The organism is Streptomyces sp. NPDC002564 (assembly GCF_042889645.1).
Taxonomy (GTDB): domain Bacteria; phylum Actinomycetota; class Actinomycetes; order Streptomycetales; family Streptomycetaceae; genus Streptomyces.
In genome coordinates this window covers 439861-461876 of sequence record NZ_JBIARE010000001.1, presented here as the reverse complement: position 1 = coordinate 461876, position 22016 = coordinate 439861, and the positions used below count along the sequence as shown (strand labels likewise).

The window sequence follows — 22016 nt, the reverse complement described above, 5'->3', positions numbered from 1 at the left end:
CTCCACAAAGAATGGGGCGCCCGCGCAGCACCGACTCACAGAGACCTTGACCACACCGGCGGGCTACGCTGCGGTGGAGGGACCCTGCGTACCGCGGTACGACAAGGGATTTCGCGGACCTAGCCGGCCTCGAGTCACACTCCGTGTGGGCAAGCTCACCATTGGGGACGGGTCGTAAGCCCGTGTCGGCAGTCCCTAAACTCGGCTTGTTTCAAGGAGGGAGCCATCGTGCGCAAGGTGCTCATCGCCAACCGTGGCGAAATCGCTGTCCGCGTTGCCCGGGCATGCCGGGACGCAGGGATCGCGAGCGTAGCCGTCTACGCAGACCCGGACCGGGACGCTCTGCATGTACGGGCAGCCGATGAGGCGTTCGCGCTGGGCGGTGACACTCCGGCCACCAGCTACCTGGACATCTCCAAGGTGCTGGCCGCGGCCAAGGACGCGGGGGCGGACGCCGTCCACCCCGGGTACGGCTTCCTTTCGGAGAACGCCGACTTCGCGCAGGCCGTCATCGACGCGGGCCTGAACTGGATCGGCCCGCCGCCGCAGGCCATCCGTGACCTGGGCGACAAGGTCGCCGCGCGGCACATCGCGCAGCGCGCCGGGGCCCCGCTGGTCGCCGGTACGCCCGACCCCGTGTCGGGCGCCGACGAGGTGGTGGCCTTCGCCGAGGCGAACGGCCTGCCGATCGCGATCAAGGCGGCGTTCGGCGGTGGCGGCCGCGGTCTGAAGGTCGCCCGCACCCTCGAAGAGGTCCCCGAGCTGTACGAGTCCGCGGTGCGCGAGGCCGTGGCGGCCTTCGGCCGCGGCGAGTGCTTCGTCGAGCGCTACCTCGACAAGCCGCGGCACGTGGAGACCCAGTGCCTCGCGGACAAGCACGGCAACGTGGTCGTCGTCTCGACCCGTGACTGCTCGCTGCAGCGCCGCCACCAGAAGCTGGTCGAGGAGGCCCCGGCGCCGTTCCTCTCCGAGGCGCAGACCGAGCAGCTCTACAGCGCCTCGAAGGCCATCCTCAAGGAGGCCGGTTACGTCGGCGCGGGCACCGTCGAGTTCCTCGTCGGCGTCGACGGCACGATCTCCTTCCTGGAGGTCAACACCCGTCTGCAGGTGGAGCACCCGGTCACCGAAGAGGTCGCGGGCATCGACCTGGTCCGCGAGATGTTCCGCATCGCCGACGGCGAGGAGCTCGGCTACGGCGACCCCGAACTGCGCGGCCACTCCTTCGAGTTCCGCATCAACGGCGAGGACCCGGGCCGCAACTTCCTGCCCGCGCCCGGCACCGTCACCACCTTCGCGCCGCCCTCGGGCCCCGGTGTCCGCCTGGACGCGGGCGTCGAGTCCGGCTCGGTCATCGGCCCGGCCTGGGACTCGCTCCTCGCCAAGCTGATCGTCACCGGCGCGACCCGCGAGCAGGCGCTGCAGCGCGCCTCCCGCGCCCTCGCGGAGTTCACCGTCGAGGGCATGGCGACCGCCATCCCGTTCCACCGCGCCGTCGTCACGGACCCGGCGTTCGCCCCCGAACTGACCGGCTCCGCCGACCCGTTCACGGTCCACACCCGCTGGATCGAGACCGAGTTCGTCAACGAGATCCCGCCGTTCACGGCCGCCGCGGACGCCGAGACGGACGAGGAGCCGGGCCGCGAGACGGTCGTCGTCGAGGTCGGCGGCAAGCGCCTGGAGGTCTCGCTGCCGTCCTCCCTCGGCATGACGATCGCGCGCACCGCGGCGGCGGGCGGCGCCCGCCCCAAGCGCCGCGCGGCCAAGAAGTCCGGTCCGGCCGCCTCCGGCGACACCCTCGCCTCGCCCATGCAGGGCACGATCGTCAAGGTCGCGGTCGAGGAGGGCCAGGAGATCAAGGAGGGCGACCTGGTCGTCGTCCTGGAGGCCATGAAGATGGAACAGCCCCTGAACGCGCACCGCTCGGGCACGGTCAAGGGCCTCACCGCGGAGGTAGGCGCGAGCCTGACCTCCGGCGCGGTCATCTGCGAGATCAAGGACTGACCGCACCCCCGAAACACCCTCGTGGGCCGACCCGGAACACCCGGGCCGGCCCACGGGCTTTGTACCGAGTGCCAAAGTGTGCCGAGACGCGGCGCTTCCAGCCCGTCCGGCGCTTGAGGACGAGCGCGGCGGAGCCCGCGACAGGCCTCAGCCGGAGCCTGACGGAACCGGGACGGGGGCGGAGATATCAGCCCGTCCGGCGCTTGAGGACGAGCGCGGCGGAGCCCGCGACAGACGCCGACCCCGTCGCGGGTCCACCCGCAACCGCCCCGGGCCCCACCCGCGTCCTCCCTCCGTAGAGCCGTACAGGAGAGCCGTACAGGAGAGCCGTACAGGAGAGCCGTACAGGAGAGCCGTACAGGCCGAGAGCCGAGGACCACGGGGGGACGTCAGTGAACCGCACGAGGGACGCCCTCGCCCTGCTCACCGCCACCGCCACCGTCACAGCGACCAGCGCCCTCGCCACGACCGCACCCCCCGCATGGCGCTACGAGGCCGGCCTCCTCCTCGGCCTCTCCGCCACCCTGTCGCTCGCCCTGCTGCGCCGCTTCACCCGCCTCCCGCTGGGCCGCCGCCGCCCCTACACCTTCGCCCTGCCCCTGCCCGCGCCCGACTGGCGCGCCCCGCTGCCGGACCCCGACGGCGACCCCGAGGCCCTGCGCCCGCACGCCGAGCGCGCCGCGGAACTGCTCAGCGACGCCTCCGCGCTCGGCGACGCCCTGCGCCACACCTGCACGCTGGCGCCCGAACTGCGCACCGAGCTGGCCTCGTTCGCCGTCACCGCGTCCATCCAGGCGAGCAACGCGGTGATCCGCCCCACCTACGGGGAACCGCAGAGCCCGGACCCGGCGTACGACACCGCGCACGCCCTGGGGGAACTCGTCGCGGCGGTGGAGTTCGCCCGCATCGGACTGCGCGCCCTGGAGGCGCTGGTCACCGAGCGCCCGCTGCGGCCCGACCCGCCCTGCTACTTCAACCCGCTGCACGAGCGCGGCCACACGCGCGTGCCGCAGCCGTCCGGCACCGGGGACGTCGCCGCCTGCCACGCCTGCGCCCGCGAGCCCGCGCCGCTGAGGGTCCCGTCGGCGGCGGGCCCGGTGCCGTACTACGAGAGCGACGCGGTGGACGCCCGCTGGCGGCAGCTCGGCTACGGCGCGGTCAGCCGCGACGACGGCGCCACGATGATCGCCGCGGCCCTCGACGGCATCCGCCCGGGCCCGGCAGGCGGCGCCGGAAGACTTCGTACGAAGGTGAGTTGACGATCATGAACGACCTGGTCACCGGGGTGCTGAGCGGCGCGCTGCTCGGCACCTGCGTCACGTACCCGCTGGTCCTGTGGCTGACCCGGAACCTGCGCGGGGGCGCCCTGCCGCCGCACCGCCGCGAGCGCAGGGCACGGGCGGAGCTGGACGCCTTCTTCGCCCGCCGCACGCCCTGACCGGCGCCGCCCCGCCGCCCGCCGGGGCCGACCTCGCCCGGTCCCGCGGCACGGGCAGTGGCATCCTTGGGGGACGCGTACGTTCACGAAGGGTGCGGGGATGACGACCGGCACGGGCCAGCAGGCGAGAGCGCCGCAGCAGTCGGCGCAGTCGGAGCGCACCATGCGGGCCGACGCCCGCCGCAACTACGACCGGCTGCTCGCCGAGGCACGCTCCGCCTTCGCCGAGCACGGCACGGGCGCGTCCCTGGAGGACGTGGCGCGCCGCGCGGGCGTCGGCATCGGCACCCTCTACCGGCACTTCCCCAACCGGCACGCGCTGATGAGCGCGGTCTGGCAGGACGCCGTGAGCGATCTGCTGGCGCGCTCGCGCGGCCTGCTCGACGACCCGCAGCCCTGTGCGGCGCTGGTGGCGTGGCTGCGCGCCATCGTCACTCATGCGGGTGAGTACCGCGGCCTGTCGAGCGCTCTCATGTCGGCCTCGCACGACGACACTTCGGCGCTGGCGCGGTGCAGCATGCCCATGCGCGAGGCGGGCGCGGCACTGCTCGTGCGCGCCCAGGAGGCGGGAGCGGTGCGGCCCGACGTCTCCATCTCCGACCTGTTGCAGCTGACCAACGCGATCTCGCTGGCGGCCGAGGAGACCCCGGACGACCCGGAGTTGGCCGACCGCCTGCTCACGCTGACGCTGCGCGGCCTGAAGGCCGACGGGCAGGCGGCGGCGTAGCGGCCGTGGCGCCCCGTGCCGGAGCACGGCGCGGCACGCCCGCCGGACACCATCCACCGGACACCGCCCGCCGGACACCGCCCGGCGCTCCCGCGGCCGGGCCGGTCAGCGGCGGCGCAGGTCCGCGACCCGCGCGGCCCGCTCCCCGGGCGGCTGCTCCCCGAGGATCGCGCTGCGCAGTTGCTGGCCAGGACCCGCCCCGTGGTTGCGACGCTGACCCGGCAGGGGCACGTCCCGGCGCGGCTGACGCCCCGCGGGGACGGAATCGGCGCCGGGCCCGGAGTTAGGGGCGGTGGTACCGCCCGTCACCGTGATCTGTACGCCCTGGTCGGCCAGGGCCTGCAGTTCCGTGGCCGCCCGGTCGTCGTGCCCCGGCGGCTCGTCGGTGACCAGGCGCGTGATGACGTCCGTCGGCACCGTCTGGAACATCGTGTCGGTGCCGAGCTTGGTGTGGTCCGCGAGGACCACGACCTCGGCCGCCGCCTGGACCAGCGCCCGGTCCACGCTCGCGGAGAGCATGTTGGACGTGGACAGGCCGCGCTCGGCGGTCAGCCCACTGCCCGACAGGAAGGCCCGCGACACCCGCAGCCCCTGGAGGGACTGCTCGGCGCCGCTGCCCACGAGCGCGTAGTTGGAGCCGCGCAGGGTGCCGCCGGTCATGACGACTTCCACCCTGTTGGCGTGGGCCAGCGCCTGTGCCACCAGCAGCGAGTTGGTGACGACGGTCAGGCCGGGTACCCGCGCGAGCCGGCGGGCCAGCTCCTGCGTGGTCGTACCCGCCCCGACGACGATGGCTTCGCCCTCTTCGACGAGTCCCGCCGCGAGATCGGCGATGGCCGTCTTCTCGGCGGTCGCGAGATGTGATTTCTGCGGAAAGCCGGACTCCCGCGTGAATCCGCCCGGCAATACCGCACCGCCATGTCGGCGGTCGAGGAGTCCTTCTGCCTCCAGCGCGCGCACGTCCCGCCGTACGGTCACTTCGGAGGTCTGGACGACGCGGGCGAGCTCACGGAGCGATACCGCCCCGTTGGCCCGCACCATTTCGAGGATCAATTGGCGACGTTCTGCAGCGAACACGAAACTGACAGTAACCCCAACGACCGTCTGCTTTCAGCAGTTTGCGCCGAATTACAGAAGTTGTTCGCACGGCAGGGCGGGAAGTGGTATAGACGCCTACCCGCCCCGCCTATGCCGCGCGAATGGGCGACAACAGTCCGTGACCTGCGAAGAGTTGATTCAGGCCGCCGCGCGGATCAGCTCTCGCCCGCCGTCTTGCGGGTGTGGAGTTGACGCGCCACTTCGGCGATCGACCCCGAAAGCGATGGGTACACGGTGAACGCATTCGCGATCTGCTCGACCGTCAGATTGTTGTCGACCGCGATCGAGATGGGATGGATCAGTTCCGAGGCGCGCGGCGCGACGACCACACCGCCGACCACGATGCCGGTGCCGGGACGGCAGAAGATCTTGACGAAACCGTCCCGGATGCCCTGCATCTTCGCGCGCGGATTGCGCAGCAGCGGCAGCTTGACGACGCGGGCGTCGATCTTGCCGGAGTCGACGTCGGCCTGGCTGTAGCCGACGGTCGCGATCTCCGGGTCGGTGAAGACGTTCGCCGAGACGGTCTTGAGGTTCAGCGGCTGCACCGCGTCGCCCAGGAAGTGGTACATCGCGATGCGCCCCTGCATGGCGGCGACGGAGGCGAGCGCGAAGACGCCGGTGACGTCACCGGCGGCGTACACGCCGGGGGCGGACGTCCTGGAGACCTTGTCGGTCCAGATGTGCCCGGAGTCCTTCAGCCTGACCCCGGCGTCCTCCAGGCCCATTCCGCTGCTGTTCGGGATGGCGCCGACGGCCATCAGGCAGTGCGTGCCGGAGATGACGCGGCCGTCGTCGAGCGTGACCTCGACCCGGTCCCCGACGCGCTTGGCGGAGGCGGCGCGGGAGCGGGACATGACGTTCATGCCGCGGCGGCGGAAGACGTCCTCCAGGACGGCGGCGGCGTCCGGGTCCTCGCCCGGGAGCACCCGGTCGCGGCTGGACACGAGCGTCACGTTCGACCCGAGGGCCTGGTAGGCGCCGGCGAACTCGGCGCCGGTGACGCCCGAGCCGACCACGATGAGCTCCTCGGGGAGCTCGTCCAGGTCGTACACCTGGGTCCAGTTCAGGATCCGCTCGCCGTCGGGCTGGGCGTCCGGCACCTCGCGCGGGTGACCGCCGGTGGCGATCAGGACGGCGTCGGCGACCAGGGTCTCCTCGGTGCCGTCGGCGGCCCGCACCACGACCTTGCGCGAGCCGTCGGTGTCCTGCTGGCCCTCCAGGCGGCCGCGGCCGCGCAGCACGCGCGCGCCCGCCCGCGTGACGGAGGCGGTGATGTCGTGCGACTGGGCAAGCGCGAGGCGCTTCACACGGCGGTTGACCTTGCCGAGGTCGACGCCCACCACGCGCGCGGGGGTGTCGATGTGCGGGGTGTCGTCGGCGACGATGATGCCCAGCTCCTCGTACGACGAGTCGAAGGTGGTCATCACCTCGGCCGTCGCGATGAGGGTCTTCGACGGGACGCAGTCGGTGAGCACCGACGCCCCGCCCAGACCGTCGCAGTCGACGACGGTCACCTCCGCGCCGAGCTGGGCGGCCACAAGAGCCGCCTCGTATCCGCCGGGTCCGCCGCCAATGATCACGATCCGAGTCACGTACTCCATTGTCCCGCACGCTTCAAGGTGCTCACGCCCCGGGGCCCTCCGTCCGTGGCACCACCCTCCGCACCAGCGGTGCCACCGCCACGGGAGGGGCGTACGTGATTGCTGCCGTACCCTCGACCACATGTCGCTCTACGCCGCGTACGCCGGCAATCTGGATCCGCGGCTCATGTCACGCCGCGCCCCGCACTCACCGCTGCGCGCGACCGGCTGGCTGAACGGCTGGCGGCTCACCTTCGGCGGGGAGCACATGGGATGGGAAGGAGCCCTCGCCACCATCGTCGAGGCGCCCCGCTCCCAGGTCTTCGTGACCCTCTACGACATCGCCCCCATGGACGAGGACTCCATGGACCGGTGGGAGGGCGTGGGCCTGGACATCTACCGGCGCATGCGGGTGCGCGTGCACACCCTGGAGGGCGAGGAACCCGCCTGGGTGTACGTGCTCAACGGCTACGAGGGCGGCCTGCCCTCGGCGCGCTACCTGGGTGAGCTGGCCGATGCCGCCGAGTCCGCGGGAGCGCCCCACGACTACGTGATGGAGCTCCGCAAGCGCCCCTGCTAGCGCTTCGCACCACTCGCGGGGCCGCGCCGCCCCGCGTGCCCTCGTGGGAAACGACAAGACAACGATCGCAATCCCGTAAGCATCGTCATCTACGCGCGTAGGCCATGACCGGCTACTCTCGTCGGCGTGAACGCTTCAGTTATTCCGGACGACATCCAGGGCGACCCCTACGCCGCCGCCGACGCCGCCGCCGCGCGCCTGCGTGAGCTGACGGGCGCCGAGACCCACGACGTCGCCCTCGTGATGGGCTCCGGCTGGGCGCCGGCCGTCGAGGCGCTCGGCACCCCCGAGGCCGAGTTCCCCGTCACCGAGCTGCCCGGCTTCCCGCCGCCGGCCGTCGAGGGCCACGGGGGCCGCATCCGCTCCTTCAAGGTCGGCGACAAGCGTGCGCTGGTCTTCCTGGGCCGCACCCACTACTACGAGGGCCGCGGCGTGGCCTCCGTCGCGCACGGCGTCCGTACGGCCGTCGCCGCGGGCTGCAAGACCATCGTGCTGACCAACGGCTGCGGCGGCCTGCGCGAGGGCATGCGCCCCGGCCAGCCGGTGCTGATCAGCGACCACCTGAACCTCACGGCGACGTCCCCGATCGTCGGCGCGAACTTCGTGGACCTCACCGACCTCTACTCGCCGCGGCTGCGCACGCTGTGCAAGGAGATCGACCCCTCCCTGGAGGAGGGCGTCTACGCGCAGTTCCCCGGCCCGCACTACGAGACGCCCGCGGAGATCCGCATGGCCCGCACGATCGGCGCGGACCTGGTCGGCATGTCCACGGTCCTCGAGGCGATCGCCGCGCGCGAGGCGGGTGCGGAGGTGCTCGGCATCTCCCTGGTCACGAACCTCGCCGCGGGCATGACGGGCGAGCCCCTCAACCACGAGGAGGTCCTCCAGGCGGGCCGCGACAGCGCCACCCGCATGGGCGAGCTGCTCGGCAAGGTCCTCGGCCGCATCTGACGCTCCGCGGACGGGTGACGTGGGCGCCCCGTGCGTCCCCCTGCGGGCGGGGCCGGCGGGTGGGGGTTCTCCCCGCTCTCCGTCTCCCCCGCACAAACAGAACCGCCGCTCCGCGACGGGTCTTTCCCACCCGCCCACCCGTTTGCCCCGCGACGTTCGGTGGGAGTAGGGCCGGGTGGGTGCCCGAAGGACTTTCCCGCGCCTCGGCCCGGGAAACCGACCACCGGGCCGCACCTGCACCTGCACCCGCACGCGAGACGCGAGGGGACGGACGGGCCCCCACCGCCCCGCACCCGCAAGCGCACCGGAGGGGACGTGGGGGTATGTGCGCACGGAGCACCGAGCAAGCCATAGCGTCTTTGTTCGTGCAGCGGGGCGCAGGGATAGCGAGTACGCACATACCCCCGCGGCCCCGCCCCACGACGAGACCCGGGGCGAACCCCGGACAAGGCGCCCCCGCCCGCAACCGCAAGGCGAGACCCGCCACGAGAGAGGCTGAAGAAACCGTGCCAACCGCCCAGGACACCCCCGACCTCATCGCACGGGCCCAGGCCTGGCTCGCCGAGGACCCGGACCCCGAGACCCGCGAGGAGCTCGCCAAGCTCCTGGAAGGCCAGGACCTCGACGAGCTCGCCGCACGCTTCGCCGGCACCCTCCAGTTCGGCACCGCCGGCCTCCGCGGCGAACTCGGCGCGGGCCCCCTGCGCATGAACCGCTCCGTGGTCATCCGCGCCGCCGCGGGCCTCGCCGCGTACCTGAAGTCCAAGGGCCGGACCGACGGCCTCGTCGTCATCGGCTACGACGCCCGCCACAAGTCCGAGGACTTCGCCCGCGACACCGCCGCCGTGATGACCGGCGCCGGCCTGCGCGCGGCCGTCCTGCCCCGCCCCCTCCCCACCCCCGTCCTCGCCTTCGCCATACGGCACCTCGGCGCCGTCGCGGGCGTGGAGGTCACCGCGAGCCACAACCCCCCGCGCGACAACGGCTACAAGGTCTACCTGGGCGACGGCTCCCAGATCGTCCCGCCCGCCGACGCGGAGATCGCCGCCGAGATCGACGCGATCGCGAGCCTGCACGACGTCCCGCGCCCCGAGAGCGGCTGGGAGACCCTCCAGGACGACGTCCTGGAGGCCTACCTGGCGCGTACGGACGCCGTCCTGGCCCCCGGCTCCCCCCGGACCGCCCGCGCCGTCTACACGGCGATGCACGGCGTCGGCAAGGACACGCTCCTCGCGGCGTTCGCCCGGGCCGGCTTCCCCGAGCCGACGCTCGTCGCCGAACAGGCCGAGCCCGACCCGGACTTCCCGACCGTCGCGTTCCCGAACCCGGAGGAGCCGGGCGCGATGGACCTGTCCTTCGCGACGGCGGCCCGCACCACCCCCGCCCCCGACCTGATCATCGCCAACGACCCGGACGCGGACCGCTGCGCGGCGGCCGTCAAGGACGGCGCGGACTGGCGGATGCTGCGCGGCGACGAGGTGGGCGCCCTGCTCGCCGCCCACCTGGTCCGGCGCGGCGCCCGCGGCACGTTCGCGGAGTCGATCGTGTCGTCGTCGCTGCTCGGCCGGATCGCGGAGAAGGCGGGCCTGCCGTACGAGGAGACGCTGACCGGCTTCAAGTGGATCGCCCGCGTGGACGGCCTGCGCTACGGCTACGAGGAGGCGCTCGGCTACTGCGTGGACCCCGAGGGCGTGCGCGACAAGGACGGCATCACGGCCGCGCTGCTGCTCACCGAACTCGCCTCCGAGCTCAAGGAGCAGGGCCGCACGTTCCTCGACCTGCTCGACGACCTGGCCCTGGAGCACGGCCTGCACGCCACCGACCAGCTGTCGGTGCGCGTGGAGGACCTGTCGCTGATCGCGGACGCGATGCGCCGCCTGCGCGAACAGCCGCCGACCGCGCTCGCGGGCCTGCCGGTGACGAACGCGGAGGACCTGACGCGCGGCACGGCGACGCTGCCGCCCACCGACGGCCTGCGGTACACGCTGGACGGCGCCCGGGTGATCGTCCGCCCGAGCGGCACCGAGCCGAAGCTCAAGTGCTACCTGGAGGTGGTGGTCCCGGTGGAGTCCAGGGCCGACCTGCCGGCGGCGCGCGAGCGCGCGACGCGGACGCTCGCCACGATCAAGAGCGACCTGTCGGCCGCGGCGGGCATCTGAGCCTCCCGCACCCACCCACGACCGACCACACACCACCCACCACCCGCACCACCCGCACCACCCGCACCACCCGCACCACCCGCACCACCCGCACCACCCACGACGGCGCCCCGGCTCCGTCCGCCGGGACCACCCGTCCGAGTGGTTCCCCGGAGCAGCTGCCGCAGTGATCCGTTGCGCTGCCGGTCCCCCAGGAAGGGTCGACCGGTAGCGCACGTTCACGTTCCGGGAGCTGCCGCAGTGCCGTACGGAATCTCCGAGCCCTCGACCGCCGCCTCCGCCCGCGTCCCCGCGTCCAGGGGCGGCGCCCCCGCCCCCGCGCCCGCGCCGCCCCTCGTCCGGCGGGCGGCCCGCGCCCTGCGCCACGCCTCCCCCGCGCTCCTCGCGTACGCGGCCGTGCGCACCCTGGGCCTGCTGGTGTTCACCGCCTGGGCGCACCGGACGCCACCGGGCAGCCGCGGCCGTCTGGGCGTCCGGCACCTCCTCATGGAGGCGTGGGACTGCGACTGGTACCTCAGGATCGCCGAGCACGGTTACACGCACGCCCTCGGCGACCGGATCGACGGCAACAACCTGGCCTTCTTCCCGCTGTACCCGGCCCTGGTCAGGGCGGGCGACACGCTGCTGCCGTGGCTCCCGCGCGGGGCGGCGGGCCTGGCCGTGTCGGTGCTCTGCTCGTTCCTCGCGGCGTGGGGGATCTTCGCGGTGGGCGACCGGCTGTACGGCCGCAGGGCGGGGCTCGTCCTCGCGGTGCTGTGGGGCAGCCTGCCGGTCGCGCTGGTGCAGTGGATGGGGTACACGGAGTCGCTCTTCACGGCGCTCACGGCATGGTCGCTGTACGCGGTGCTGACCGGCCGCTGGGTGGGGGCGGGGGCACTGGCCGCGCTGGCGGGCCTGACCCGTCCCACGGGGGCGGCGCTCGCCGCGGCGGTGACGGTGACGGCGCTGCTGTCCTTGCGCGGCCGGCTGCGCGCCGGACCCGGCCGCCTCCCCCGGCGCCTGTGCGCGGGCGCGCTGCTCGCCCCGCTCGGCTGGCTCGCGTACGTGGGGTGGGTGGGGCTGCGCCTCGGCCGCTGGGACGGCTACTTCGCCGTGCAGAAGCTGTGGCGCAACGAGTGGGACGGCGGGGTGGGGACGCTGCGCAAGTCCTACGACCTGTTCGCGGTCGAACGGCCGCCGCTGTTCCTGGCGATGGTGACGGCGACGCTCGCGGGGGCGGTGGTCCTCTTCGTCCTGAGCGTGTGCGACCGCCAGCCGGTGCCGCTGCTCGTGTTCACCGGTCTGCTCCTGGTGATCGTGCTGGGCAGCAGCGGGGTGTACTTCCCGCGGGCCCGCTTCCTGCTGCCCGGCTTCCCGCTGCTGCTGCCGGTGGCCGTGGCGCTGGCGCGCGCGAGGACGCCGGTGCTGGTGACGGTGCTGTCGGCGGCGGCGCTGAGCTCGGCCGTGTTCGGCGGCCACATGCTCCTGGGCTGGCACGGCCCTCCGTGACGGACGGCCCGCACGCCCCCGCGAACAGCGCGGCGCCGCACGCCACGGCGAGCGGCACAGCCCCTGGTCCCACGACGGACGGCACCGTCACCGCGAACAACACGGCCGTCTCACACCACCGCGAACAGCGCAGCCGCCCTCACATCACCGCAAGCAGCCCAGCCACCCTCACACCCCCGCGAGCAGCCCAGCCACCCTCACGTCACCGCGAGCAGGACCGCGAGCAGCACCGCGCCCGCGGCGCACGGCGCGAGGATCTCGTAGGCCCAGCGCACCGCGGGCTCGCCCTGGGCGGTCTCCGAGGCGGCCTGCTGCTCGGCCAGGTCGCGGAGCTCGTCCATGGACTGGTCGCCCGTGGAACGGGTGGGCGTGGCGTGCGGGTCGAGGAAGGGACGGCCGCCCGTCGGGTCGCCGTGCGCCGCGGCCTGCGACTGCTTGCGCGCCGCCTTCTTGCGGCCGCGCAGCGAGACCGGGATGGCCCAGATCTGGAACTTGGCGCCGTCGTTGGTCAGCACCTCGTTCGAGTACCCGGAGCGGAGCGTCGCGACGGCGGCCCACGGCACGGTGACGGTCCGGAAGGGGTTGCGGATGCGGAGCCGGTCGTCGTTGGCGTATACGGCGGGCCGCACGGTGTACGCGACGACCAGCGGCACCGCGAAGAGCAGTCCGGCGAGCGCGAGCCACGGGGTGCGCCCCTCGCCCCGGATGACGGCGTCGATGCCGAGCCAGGCGCCCAGGGCGAGCAGCAGGACGCCACCCGCGATGCCGGCGGGGGACCGGAAGGTGCGGTCCTTGTACGCGGGCTCCGCCACGGGGTTCTGGGGGTCGCTCATACCCTGATTCTGCCTGAAGCCCCGCGCGGCCCCCCGCCCCGGCCCGGCGACCGCCCCGCCCCGACCCGCCGCCGGCTCCCGCCCTGCCCCGGGAACCGCTCCGGCGAACCTCCCCGAGGCCGCCCGGAGGCCCGCCCCCGCGACCCACCTCCGCGACCCACCCCCGAGGCCCACCCCTGCGCGCCCCCGCCACGCACCCCGAAGGCGGCCTCCGCAGGCCGCCCACCGCCGACCCACCCCTGTACAGCAGCTACGCGCGTAGATATGCTCCCCTCGTGACCATGCCCACTGCATTCGCTGACGTGACCGCGTCCGACAGCACGCTCCGCCGCTTCCTTCACGGGCTGCCCGGCGTCGACGCGGTCGGCCTGGAGGCGCGTGCCGCCTCGCTCGGTACCCGTTCGATCAAGACCACGGCCAAGGCGTACGCCATCGACCTGGCCATCTCGATGATCGACCTGACCACGCTGGAGGGCGCCGACACCCCGGGCAAGGTCCGGGCGCTCGGCGCGAAGGCGGTGAACCCCGACCCGACCGACCGGGAGACCCCGCGCACCGCGGCCGTCTGCGTCTATCCGGACATGGTCGCCACCGCCAAGGAGGCCGTCGCGGGCAGCGGGGTCCTCGTCGCGTCCGTCGCGACCGCCTTCCCCGCGGGCCGCGCCGCCCTGGACGTGAAGCTCGGCGACGTGCGCGAGGCCGTGGCCGCCGGCGCCGACGAGATCGACATGGTCATCGACCGCGGGGCGTTCCTGTCCGGCGACTACATGACGGTGTTCGAGCAGATCCGCGCCGTGAAGGAGGCCTGCGGCACGGCCCGTCTGAAGGTCATCTTCGAGACCGGCGAGCTCTCCACGTACGACAACATCAAGCGCGCCAGCTGGATCGGCATGATCGCGGGCGCCGACTTCATCAAGACCTCGACCGGCAAGGTCGGCGTGAACGCCACCCCGGCGAACACCCTCCTGATGCTGGAGGCCGTGCGCGACTTCCGCGCGCAGACCGGGGTGCAGATCGGTGTGAAGCCCGCGGGCGGCATCCGCTCCACCAAGGACGCGGTGAAGTTCCTCGTCCTGGTGAACGAGACGGCGGGCCCCGACTGGCTGGACAACCACTGGTTCCGCTTCGGCGCCTCGTCGCTCCTGAACGACCTGCTGATGCAGCGCCAGAAGCTGGCCACCGGCCGCTACTCCGGCCCCGACTACGTGACGGTGGACTGACCCATGACCTCCACTCCCTTCGAGTACGCACCGGCGCCCGAGTCCCGCTCCGTCGTCGACATCGCCCCCTCGTACGGCCTGTTCATCGACGGCGAGTTCACCGAGGCGGCCGGCGGCAAGGTCTTCAAGACGGTGTCCCCGTCGACCGAGGAGGTCCTCTCCGAGGTCGCGCGGGCCTCGTCCGAGGACGTCGACCGCGCCGTGCGGGCGGCCCGCAAGGCGTTCGAGAAGTGGTCGGCGCTGCCGGGCGCCGAGCGCGCCAAGTACCTCTTCCGCATCGCCCGGATCATCCAGGAGCGCAGCCGCGAGCTCGCCGTCCTGGAGACGCTGGACAACGGCAAGCCGATCAAGGAGACCCGCGACGCGGACCTCCCGCTGGTCGCCGCGCACTTCTTCTACTACGCGGGCTGGGCCGACAAGCTCGACCACGCCGGCTACGGCCCGAACCCGGCGCCGCTGGGCGTCGCGGGCCAGGTCATCCCGTGGAACTTCCCGCTCCTGATGCTGGCCTGGAAGATCGCCCCGGCGCTCGCGACGGGCAACACCGTCGTCCTGAAGCCCGCCGAGACCACGCCGCTGAGCGCCCTGTTCTTCGCGGACATCTGCCGCCAGGCGGGCCTGCCCAAGGGCGTCGTCAACATCCTTCCCGGGTACGGCGACGCGGGTGCGGCCCTGACCGCCCACCCGGACGTGAACAAGGTCGCCTTCACCGGCTCGACCGCCGTCGGCAAGGAGATCGCCCGCCAGGTCGCGGGCACCGACAAGAAGGTCACGCTCGAACTGGGCGGCAAGGGCGCGAACATCGTCTTCGACGACGCCCCGATCGAGCAGGCCGTCGAGGGCATCGTCACGGGCATCTTCTTCAACCAGGGCCAGGTGTGCTGCGCCGGTTCGCGCCTGCTCGTACAGGAGTCGGTCCAGGAGGAGCTGCTCGACAGCCTCAAGCGGCGCCTGACCACGCTGCGCCTGGGCGACCCGCTCGACAAGAACACCGACATCGGCGCGATCAACTCCGCCGAGCAGCTCGCCCGCATCACCGCGCTCGCCGAGACCGGTGAGGCGGAGGGCGCCGAGCGCTGGTCGGCCCCGTGCGAACTGCCGTCCTCCGGTTACTGGTTCGCGCCGACGCTCTTCACGAACGTGACGCAGGCGCACACCATCGCCCGCGACGAGATCTTCGGCCCGGTGCTGTCCGTGCTGTCCTTCCGTACGCCGGACGAGGCGGTCGCGAAGGCCAACAACACGCAGTACGGGCTCTCCGCCGGCATCTGGACGGAGAAGGGCTCGCGCATCCTCGCGGTCGCGAACAAGCTCCGGGCGGGCGTCGTCTGGGCCAACACATTCAACAAGTTCGACCCGACCTCGCCGTTCGGCGGCTACAAGGAGTCGGGCTCCGGCCGCGAGGGCGGCCGGCACGGACTGGAGGCGTACCTCGATGTCTGACCGACTCACGGTTCTCAAGACCTACAAGCTGTACGTCGGGGGCAAGTTCCCCCGCTCCGAGAGCGGTCGGGTGTACGAGGTGACAGACGCGAAGAACAGGTGGCTGGCGAACGCCCCGCTGGCGTCCCGCAAGGACGCGCGGGACGCCGTCGTGGCCGCCCGCAAGGCGCAGGGCGGCTGGGCGGGCGCGACCGCGTACAACCGCGGCCAGGTCCTCTACCGCGTCGCCGAGATGCTGGAGGGCCGCCGCGACCAGTTCGTGCGGGAGGTCGCCGACGCGGAGGGCATCTCCAAGTCCAAGGCGGCCGCTCAGGTCGACGCGGCGATCGACCGCTGGGTCTGGTACGCGGGCTGGACGGACAAGATCGCCCAGGTCGCGGGCGGGGCGAACCCGGTCGCGGGCCCGTTCTTCAACCTGTCGACGCCGGAGCCGACGGGCGTGGTCGCCGTGCTCGCGCCCCAGGAGTCGTCGCTCCTCGGCCTGGTCTCGGTGCTCGCCCCGGTGATCGCGACGGGCAACACCGCCGTGCTGATCGCCGCCGAGAAGGCGCCGCTGCCCGCGCTCTCGCTGGGCGAGGTCCTGGCGACGTCGGACGTGCCGGGCGGTGTGGTCAACATCCTCACCGGCAGGACCGCCGAGATCGCGGCGCCGCTCGCCGCCCACCAGGACGTCAACGCGATCGACCTGACGGGCGCGGACGCGGAGCTCGCGCGCGAGCTGGAGGTCGCGGCCGCCGACAACCTCAAGCGCGTCCTGCGTCCACAGCCTGTGGACTGGTCGGCCGATCCGGGCACGCGGCGCCTGACGGCCTTCCTGGAGACCAAGACGGTCTGGCACCCGACGGGTTCGCTGGGCGCGTCCGGCTCGGCCTACTAGCCGCCCCCGCCCGCCGGAGCCCCGGCCCCCGCCGTCCTGGGGGCCGGGGCTCCGTCACGCCCGGGGCGCGAGACCGAGCCGCACCCCGATGCCGTCCAGGACGCAGTCGAGCCCCGTCTCGAACTGCCAGGCGGCGTCGTCCTTGCGGCCCGCGGCGAGGGCGTAGCGCCGGTAGGCGGGGTAGCGGCCGGTCTCCATCAGGTACGTCATCTGCGGCGCGAGCCCCTGGCGCGCCTCGTCGCCGCCGGTCCAGCCGTGGTCCGCCATGTACTGGCGCAGCGCCACCTCCGACTGGCCGACGCCGTGCACATAGGCGCCGACGGTGCGGAAGGCCGTCATGATCGTGTCGGGGTCGAGGCCGTGCTGCTCCAGGGCCGCCAACTGCCGCTCCGCCATGGCCATCCGGTTCGGCGTCAGGGCGAAGTGCGGGGTGGGGAGCTGGGCGAGCCAGGGGTGCGCCAGCATCAGCAGGCGGCTGCCGACGGCGTACGCGCGCAGCACCTCGCGCCAGCCGGTCACGTCCTCGGGGACGACGACCTCGGCCGTGACCCGGTCGACCATCAGCGCCCACAGGTCGTCCTTGCCCGAGACGTGGCGGTAGGCGGCCATCGGCGCGACGCCCAGTTCGGTGGCGAGGCGGCGCATGGTGACGGCGGCGACCCCCTCGGCGTCGGCGACCTCCACCGCGACGGCCGCGATCCTGTGCGGTGTCAGCGCGGCGCGCTGCGTGGCTGCCGGGCGCTCCATGCGTTCCCAGAGCGAGGGCTCGGACCCGCTCTTCTTCTGTGTGGCCATGCGTACACCGTATCGCGCGTGTACAACGTACACATCGATGTGTACGTTGTACGCGAACGATACGCCGTACACATTCCTGGGGGGACCCATGTCCGCAACCGCCTCGAACCCGACCCCGGCACCGACCCCGCTCCGCGTCGCCGTCCTCGTCGGCTCCACCCGCGAGGGACGGTTCGCGCCCGTCGTCACCCGGTGGCTCATGCGCCACCTCGACCAGCGCGAGGACCTGCGCGCCGACGTCGTCGACCTGGCCGAGACCCCGCTGCCCACGGTCCTCCCGGCCTTCGGTCAGCCGCCCGCGCCCGGCACCGAGGAGGCGCTCGCGCGCGTCTCGCCGCGACTGGCGGCGGCGGACGCCTTCGTGTTCGTGACCCCGGAGTACAACCACAGCTACCCCGCGTCCCTGAAGAGCGCGATCGACTGGCACAACGAGCAGTGGCACGCCAAGCCGATCGGCTTCGTCTCCTACGGCGCGCTCTCCGGAGGGCTGCGCGCGGTCGAACATCTCCGGGTCGTGATGGCCGAGTTGCACGCGACGACCATCCGGAACACGGTCAGCCTGCAGCACGCCTGGGGACTGTTCGACGCGGACGGCCGCATGACGGACCCGGCGAGCGACGCCGCCGTCAAGACCATGCTCGACCAGCTCGCCTGGTGGGCGCTCGCCCTGCGCGAGGCGAAGGCCGTCCGGCCGTACGCCGCCTGAACACACCACCTTTTGACGCCACGTCACACACCTTGGGGGCCCCGTGCACCGGCAGGCGGACGAGACAACAGCACCACCGACCACCGCACCACCGCCGGAAGAGGACGCCCGGCTCCCCCGCATCGTCGTTCTCGGGCTGCTGCTCGGCATCGTCCTCGCGACGCTCGACGGCACCATCGTGGGCACCGCGCTGCCGACGATCGTCGGGGACCTCGGCGGTCTCGGCCACTTCTCCTGGGTGGTGACGGCGTACCTGCTCACCGCCGCCGTCTCCACACCCCTGTGGGGCAAGCTGGGCGACCTCCACGGCCGCAAGGGCAGCTACCTGTCCGCGGTCTCCGTCTTCCTCGTCGGGTCCGTGCTCTGCGGTCTCGCCCAGGACATGGGCCAGTTGATCGCCTTCCGCGCCCTGCAGGGGCTGGGCGCCGGGGGCCTCTTCGTCGGGGCGATGGCCCTGCTCGGCACCCTGCTGCCGCCCGCGCAGGCCGGCCGCTCGCAGTCGATGATCGGCGTGCTGCTGCCCGCCGCGATGGTCGGCGGCCCGCTGCTCGGCGGCTTCCTCACCGACCGGCTGGACTGGCGCTGGGTCTTCTACGTCAACATGCCCGTCGGCGCCGCCGCGCTCCTCATCGTCGGCCTCCTCGTCCGGCTCCCCCGCACCCGCACCGCGGCCCGCGTCGACTACGCGGGCGCCGCCCTGCTCACGGCGGGCATCCTGGCCCTCACCCTGCTCGGGGCCTGGGGCGGCACGACGTACGCCTGGCTCTCCCCGCAGATCGCCGGCCTCGCGCTGCTCGCGGCGGTCGCGCTCGCCGCCTTCGTCCGCGCGGAGCGGCGCGCCCCCGAACCCGTCGTCCCGCCCCGGCTGTTCCACGACCGCAACTTCACGCTCGCGCAGGCACTCACGTTCCTGGGCGGCGCCGCGATGCTGGGCGCGGCGAGCTATCTGCCGCAGTACCTGCAGTACGTGCGCGGCCTGTCGTCGACGCGCAGCGGGCTGCTGCTGCTCCCGCTGATGCTGGGCATGATGGGCACGCAGCTGGCCATCGGCAGGGCGGTCGCGGCCGGCGGCGGGTACCGGGCGTACCCGATCGCGGGCGGCGCCGTGGCCACCGCGGGCGCCCTCGCCCTCCTGACCGTCGGCACGGACACGGCGACCGCCGTGACCTCCGCGCTGACGCTCGTGCTCGGCGCGGGCCTCGGCTGCCTGCTGCAGCCGTCGGTGCTGATCACCATGAACAGCGCGGAACCGCGCGACCTGGGCGCGGCCGCCGGCACCAACACGCTGCTGCGCACCATCGGCGGCTCGCTCGGCGTCGCGGTGCTGGGCTCCGTGCACGGCGCCCGCACGACGGATGTCCTCACGGACCGGCTCGGCCCGGACGGCGCGCGCCTCGCGGGCGATCACGCGCTGACGCCCGAGCTGCTGCGCGGCCTGCCGGGGCCGGCGCGGGACGCCTTCCGGGCCGGGGTCACCGCCGGTCTGCACGGTGTCGTGATCGGCACGGCGGCGCTGTGCGCGCTCGCCTTCGCGGCCGCCTGGCTGGTCCGCGAGGTGCCGCTGCGGACGACGCGGGACCCGGCGGCCGAAGCGCCGCGGAGCACCTCCTAGCCGGGCAGCAGCCCGGTCGCCCGGCCGACCAGCGGGACGTCGGACAGGGAGCCGCCGTTCGCGATGGGGGCGGTGGCGACCGCCGTGCTCACCGGCTTGAAGTCGGCGACCTGCGTGCCGATCGCGTTGTCGAGCGGGTCGACGCTGGTGTTGGCCAGCGGGTCGAGCTGGAGGTTCTTGGCCGGGGCGAGGCCGCCCGCCGTCGAGTGCCGCACGGCCGAGGTGAGCGCCGCGAGCGGCGTGGCCGCGTCGACGTCGCCGAGCGGCGTGGCCACCTCGGACGGCAGCCCCACCGGCGCGGGCTCCACCGCACCGGCACTCCCCACGCCCCCGATCCCGAGCGCGGCCCCCGCGGCCGTGACGGTCAGCCCGGCCCGCAACAGCGCGCGCGAGCGGGGGCCGGAGGACTTCGTTGCTGTGTGTCGTGCCATGGGTACCGCCCATATCCGTGCGTAGTGGGTAATCGAGCGAGCACGTAGCGTAGTTGAGGGGAGCCGCGGTCACCAAAGCCCGACGCGCCCGGTCGGCCGTGCGGCGCGACGGCCTCCCGGGCCCCGTACGCACTACGCCCGCAGCCGCCCTGTGGGACCCGGCGCAGGCACGGCACGACATGGAACTGGAGCAGCGTCGCTCGGAGTTGCGCCCGGGCGAGATGCACGCGGCAGCGGGCTGGGCCCGTCGGGCGCGCGGGTTGATAATGGCTGACGACCACGCAGACGAGCCGTGTCGGGAGATGCGGTCCACCCCAAGGTGTAAAGGTTCACTGCATTGGGCTCCCATCCCCCGATACCGACCCGCGTCGTGCTGCTGACCGGCCCCTCCGGCTCGGGCAAGTCGTCGTTCGCGACCCGCTCCGGACTGCCCGTCCTGTGTCTGGACGACTTCTACAAGGAGGCCGGCGACCCGACGCTGCCGGTGGTCCCCGGCAGCCAGGACATCGACTGGGACTCCACCGACTCGTGGGACGCGGACGTGGCGGTCGCCGCCATCGAGGAGCTCTGCCGCACGGGGCGCACCCAGGTGCCGGTGTACGACATCGCGACGAGCTCGCGCGTCGGCCGGGAGGCCCTGGACATCGAGCGGACCCCGCTGTTCATCGCGGAGGGGATCTTCGCGGCGGACATCGTGGCGCGCTGCCGCGAGCTCGGCGTGCTCGCCGACGCGCTCTGCCTGCGGGGTCGCCCCTCCACCACCTTCCGGCGACGGCTCCTTCGTGACCTGCGGGAGGGCCGCAAGTCCGTGCCGTTCCTGCTGCGTCGGGGCTGGCGGCTGATGCGGGCCGAGCGCGCGATCGTGGCGCGGCAGGCGGCGCTCGGCGCGCACCCGTGCGGCAAGGAGGAGGCGCTGGGGCGGGTGGCCGCCGCGGCGGCGGGCCGCTGCGTGCAGGCGCGGGCCACCGAGGCCGCGTAACACCGACGCCGCCCGGAAGCGGCGGACCGCGAGCGGGAGACGAGCGGCAGGAAGACCAGCAGCGGGCGGACGGGCAGGAACAGCAGAAGGACCGGAAAGACCCCCCGGCCTTCCGGTCCCGCTGCCCGATCCCCCCGTGCTTTCCCCCGTGCTCCCGCCGCATCCCCCCGGAGCGGCGGCCCCCGTACCTCCCCCGTGTTCCCCCGTGATCCTCAGGCGACCAACTCGCCGAAGGATTCCTCCTGGTCACGGCCGAAGCTGAGGACCTCGTCCTCACGCAGCCGGCGCAGCGAGCGCCAGATGCTGGACTTCACCGTGCCCACGCTGATGTCGAGGATGTCCGCGATCTCCGGGTCGGTGCGGCCCTCGTAGTAGCGGAGGACCAGCATCGTGCGCTGGAGTTCGGGCAGCCGGGCCAGGGCCTGCCACAGCACGGCGCGCAGCTCGGTGCCGCGCATCGCGTCCGTGTCGCCCGCCGTCTCCGGCAGCTCCTCGGTCGGGTACTCGTTCAGCTTGCGGCGGCGCCACGCGCTGATGTGCAGATTGGTCATCGTGCGGCGGAGGTAACCGCCGACCGCGGCCTTGTCGCTGATCCTGTCCCAGGCCCGGTACGTCGAGAAGAGGGCGCTCTGCAGCAGGTCCTCGGCCTCGAAGCGGTCACCGGTCAGGTGGTAGGCGGTGGCGTACAGGGAGGCGCGGCGCTCCTGGACGTAGGCGGTGAACTCCGCCTCCGACACGGACTTCCGCTCCCCCGGGCCCTCCCCGTACGAGGCGCCCCCGTCCGTTCCGGCCTGGGCCGCGTGTCCCCCGTGGCCCCCCTGGAAGGTGTCAACCACCGTCATGAACCCGGTGTGCTGACGCCCGGTGCCGCGAGCGCACCCCCGCCCGCTCACGGCACCGGACTTCTCAGATCCCCGCCCGATGTCGTGAAGTCGCGTGACAACTGCGCTTGAGCTGGTGCTGTGCAGCGTATTCATCTCGCGCCCCCCGTCGGTGGAGTCCGGCTCTCTTCGTGTGACCAAAACTCTGCCCGAGCGACTTCATGGCGGTGTCCGTCGACTGTCACAGGCCTGTCACAGGGGCTCGGGAGGTCTT

The 22016-nt window shown here is 73.2% G+C and carries 20 protein-coding genes; 14 read left to right on the top strand and 6 right to left on the bottom strand.

Going from position 1 to position 22016, the window contains the following annotated elements; all coding sequences use genetic code 11:
- Positions 1-228 precede the first annotated feature (228 nt).
- The 4 genes from ACFYXE_RS02235 (at position 229) to ACFYXE_RS02220 (ending at position 4166) form a co-directional block, all read left to right on the top strand.
- On the top strand, positions 229-2001 hold the full coding sequence (locus ACFYXE_RS02235) for a biotin carboxylase N-terminal domain-containing protein (protein ID WP_361170448.1): 1773 nt from the start codon (positions 229-231) through the stop codon (positions 1999-2001).
- Positions 2002-2393: 392 nt separating this feature from the next.
- Positions 2394-3260 carry a hypothetical protein gene (locus tag ACFYXE_RS02230; protein WP_389308051.1) on the top strand — a complete coding sequence of 289 codons (867 nt, stop codon included), beginning with the start codon at positions 2394-2396 and terminating at the stop codon, positions 3258-3260.
- A gap of 5 nt (positions 3261-3265) precedes the next feature.
- Positions 3266-3439 (top strand): hypothetical protein, encoded by a 174-nt coding sequence (locus tag ACFYXE_RS02225; RefSeq protein WP_389308049.1) that lies wholly within the window; start codon positions 3266-3268, stop codon positions 3437-3439.
- Positions 3440-3602: 163 nt separating this feature from the next.
- Entirely contained in the window at positions 3603-4166 is a 564-nt protein-coding gene (locus ACFYXE_RS02220; RefSeq protein WP_361170546.1) for a helix-turn-helix domain-containing protein, read from the top strand.
- A gap of 105 nt (positions 4167-4271) precedes the next feature.
- Here the strand turns inward: ACFYXE_RS02220 and ACFYXE_RS02215 are convergent, their stop codons facing one another.
- Both ACFYXE_RS02215 and ACFYXE_RS02210 read right to left on the bottom strand, forming a co-directional pair.
- Positions 4272-5243: a DeoR/GlpR family DNA-binding transcription regulator gene (locus ACFYXE_RS02215; protein ID WP_389308047.1), complete on the bottom strand. Its 972-nt coding sequence runs from the start codon at positions 5241-5243 to the stop codon at positions 4272-4274.
- 176 nt (positions 5244-5419) lie between these two features.
- A complete protein-coding gene (locus ACFYXE_RS02210; protein WP_389308045.1) occupies positions 5420-6868 on the bottom strand; it encodes an NAD(P)H-quinone dehydrogenase in 1449 nt (482 codons plus the stop codon).
- 121 nt (positions 6869-6989) lie between these two features.
- On the opposite strand from ACFYXE_RS02210, the gene ACFYXE_RS02205 reads away from it, so the two are divergent.
- The 4 genes from ACFYXE_RS02205 (at position 6990) to ACFYXE_RS02190 (ending at position 12025) form a co-directional block, all read left to right on the top strand.
- A complete protein-coding gene (locus tag ACFYXE_RS02205) occupies positions 6990-7427 on the top strand; it encodes a gamma-glutamylcyclotransferase (RefSeq protein WP_361170463.1) in 438 nt (145 codons plus the stop codon).
- A 126-nt stretch (positions 7428-7553) separates the two neighbouring features.
- Positions 7554-8378 (top strand): purine-nucleoside phosphorylase, encoded by an 825-nt coding sequence (locus ACFYXE_RS02200; RefSeq protein WP_361170466.1) that lies wholly within the window; start codon positions 7554-7556, stop codon positions 8376-8378.
- Positions 8379-8884: 506 nt separating this feature from the next.
- Positions 8885-10537, top strand: coding sequence for a phospho-sugar mutase (locus ACFYXE_RS02195; protein WP_361170469.1), 1653 nt, complete (start codon positions 8885-8887; stop codon positions 10535-10537).
- 240 nt (positions 10538-10777) lie between these two features.
- Positions 10778-12025, top strand: a complete 1248-nt coding sequence (locus ACFYXE_RS02190; RefSeq protein WP_389308042.1) for a glycosyltransferase family 39 protein — start codon at positions 10778-10780, stop codon at positions 12023-12025.
- A gap of 197 nt (positions 12026-12222) precedes the next feature.
- Here ACFYXE_RS02190 and ACFYXE_RS02185 read toward each other — a convergent pair whose 3' ends face one another.
- Positions 12223-12858 (bottom strand): PH domain-containing protein, encoded by a 636-nt coding sequence (locus ACFYXE_RS02185; protein WP_389308040.1) that lies wholly within the window; start codon positions 12856-12858, stop codon positions 12223-12225.
- Positions 12859-13139: 281 nt separating this feature from the next.
- On the opposite strand from ACFYXE_RS02185, the gene deoC reads away from it, so the two are divergent.
- Genes deoC through ACFYXE_RS02170 form a run of 3 tightly spaced genes read left to right on the top strand, consistent with a single transcriptional unit; the run spans position 13140 to position 16398 of the window.
- Positions 13140-14078, top strand: coding sequence for a deoxyribose-phosphate aldolase (deoC, locus tag ACFYXE_RS02180; RefSeq protein WP_361170475.1), 939 nt, complete (start codon positions 13140-13142; stop codon positions 14076-14078).
- Positions 14079-14081: 3 nt separating this feature from the next.
- Positions 14082-15521, top strand: coding sequence for an aldehyde dehydrogenase family protein (locus ACFYXE_RS02175; RefSeq protein WP_389308037.1), 1440 nt, complete (start codon positions 14082-14084; stop codon positions 15519-15521).
- Positions 15514-16398, top strand: coding sequence for an aldehyde dehydrogenase family protein (locus tag ACFYXE_RS02170; RefSeq protein ID WP_389308035.1), 885 nt, complete (start codon positions 15514-15516; stop codon positions 16396-16398). The genes ACFYXE_RS02175 and ACFYXE_RS02170 overlap by 8 nt, the downstream gene beginning before the upstream one ends.
- Positions 16399-16452: 54 nt before the next feature.
- On the opposite strand, the gene ACFYXE_RS02165 is transcribed toward ACFYXE_RS02170, so the two are convergent.
- On the bottom strand, positions 16453-17193 hold the full coding sequence (locus tag ACFYXE_RS02165; protein ID WP_389308033.1) for a TetR/AcrR family transcriptional regulator: 741 nt from the start codon (positions 17191-17193) through the stop codon (positions 16453-16455).
- An 88-nt stretch (positions 17194-17281) separates the two neighbouring features.
- On the opposite strand from ACFYXE_RS02165, the gene ACFYXE_RS02160 reads away from it, so the two are divergent.
- On the top strand, positions 17282-17899 hold the full coding sequence (locus ACFYXE_RS02160) for an NADPH-dependent FMN reductase (protein ID WP_389308031.1): 618 nt from the start codon (positions 17282-17284) through the stop codon (positions 17897-17899).
- A 43-nt stretch (positions 17900-17942) separates the two neighbouring features.
- Positions 17943-19511: an MDR family MFS transporter gene (locus ACFYXE_RS02155; RefSeq protein WP_389308029.1), complete on the top strand. Its 1569-nt coding sequence runs from the start codon at positions 17943-17945 to the stop codon at positions 19509-19511.
- Here the strand turns inward: ACFYXE_RS02155 and ACFYXE_RS02150 are convergent.
- Positions 19508-19942: a hypothetical protein gene (locus ACFYXE_RS02150; protein ID WP_389308027.1), complete on the bottom strand. Its 435-nt coding sequence runs from the start codon at positions 19940-19942 to the stop codon at positions 19508-19510. The two genes, ACFYXE_RS02155 and ACFYXE_RS02150, sit on opposite strands and share 4 nt — an antisense overlap.
- 337 nt (positions 19943-20279) lie before the next feature.
- Here ACFYXE_RS02150 and ACFYXE_RS02145 point away from each other — a divergent pair, with 337 nt between their 5' ends.
- Entirely contained in the window at positions 20280-20921 is a 642-nt protein-coding gene (locus ACFYXE_RS02145) for a uridine kinase (protein WP_389308025.1), read from the top strand.
- Between the two features lie 212 nt (positions 20922-21133).
- On the opposite strand, the gene ACFYXE_RS02140 is transcribed toward ACFYXE_RS02145, so the two are convergent.
- On the bottom strand, positions 21134-21898 hold the full coding sequence (locus ACFYXE_RS02140; protein ID WP_389308023.1) for a SigE family RNA polymerase sigma factor: 765 nt from the start codon (positions 21896-21898) through the stop codon (positions 21134-21136).
- Between the last annotated feature and the right edge of the window lie 118 nt (positions 21899-22016).

What these genes read in the sequence shown, in the direction of transcription:
- ACFYXE_RS02225 (WP_389308049.1), top strand. Translation starts at nt 3,266, where the DNA reads ATGAACGACCTGGTCACCGGGGTGCTGAGCGGCGCGCTGCTCGGCACC.
- ACFYXE_RS02220 (WP_361170546.1), top strand. Translation starts at nt 3,603, where the DNA reads ATGCGGGCCGACGCCCGCCGCAACTACGACCGGCTGCTCGCCGAGGCA.
- ACFYXE_RS02210 (WP_389308045.1), bottom strand. Translation starts at nt 6,868, where the DNA reads ATGGAGTACGTGACTCGGATCGTGATCATTGGCGGCGGACCCGGCGGA.
- ACFYXE_RS02205 (WP_361170463.1), top strand. Translation starts at nt 6,990, where the DNA reads ATGTCGCTCTACGCCGCGTACGCCGGCAATCTGGATCCGCGGCTCATG.
- ACFYXE_RS02185 (WP_389308040.1), bottom strand. Translation starts at nt 12,858, where the DNA reads ATGAGCGACCCCCAGAACCCCGTGGCGGAGCCCGCGTACAAGGACCGC.
- deoC (WP_361170475.1), top strand. Translation starts at nt 13,140, where the DNA reads ATGCCCACTGCATTCGCTGACGTGACCGCGTCCGACAGCACGCTCCGC.
- ACFYXE_RS02175 (WP_389308037.1), top strand. Translation starts at nt 14,082, where the DNA reads ATGACCTCCACTCCCTTCGAGTACGCACCGGCGCCCGAGTCCCGCTCC.
- ACFYXE_RS02170 (WP_389308035.1), top strand. Translation starts at nt 15,514, where the DNA reads ATGTCTGACCGACTCACGGTTCTCAAGACCTACAAGCTGTACGTCGGG.
- ACFYXE_RS02165 (WP_389308033.1), bottom strand. Translation starts at nt 17,193, where the DNA reads ATGGCCACACAGAAGAAGAGCGGGTCCGAGCCCTCGCTCTGGGAACGC.
- ACFYXE_RS02160 (WP_389308031.1), top strand. Translation starts at nt 17,282, where the DNA reads ATGTCCGCAACCGCCTCGAACCCGACCCCGGCACCGACCCCGCTCCGC.
- ACFYXE_RS02150 (WP_389308027.1), bottom strand. Translation starts at nt 19,942, where the DNA reads ATGGCACGACACACAGCAACGAAGTCCTCCGGCCCCCGCTCGCGCGCG.
- ACFYXE_RS02140 (WP_389308023.1), bottom strand. Translation starts at nt 21,898, where the DNA reads ATGAATACGCTGCACAGCACCAGCTCAAGCGCAGTTGTCACGCGACTT.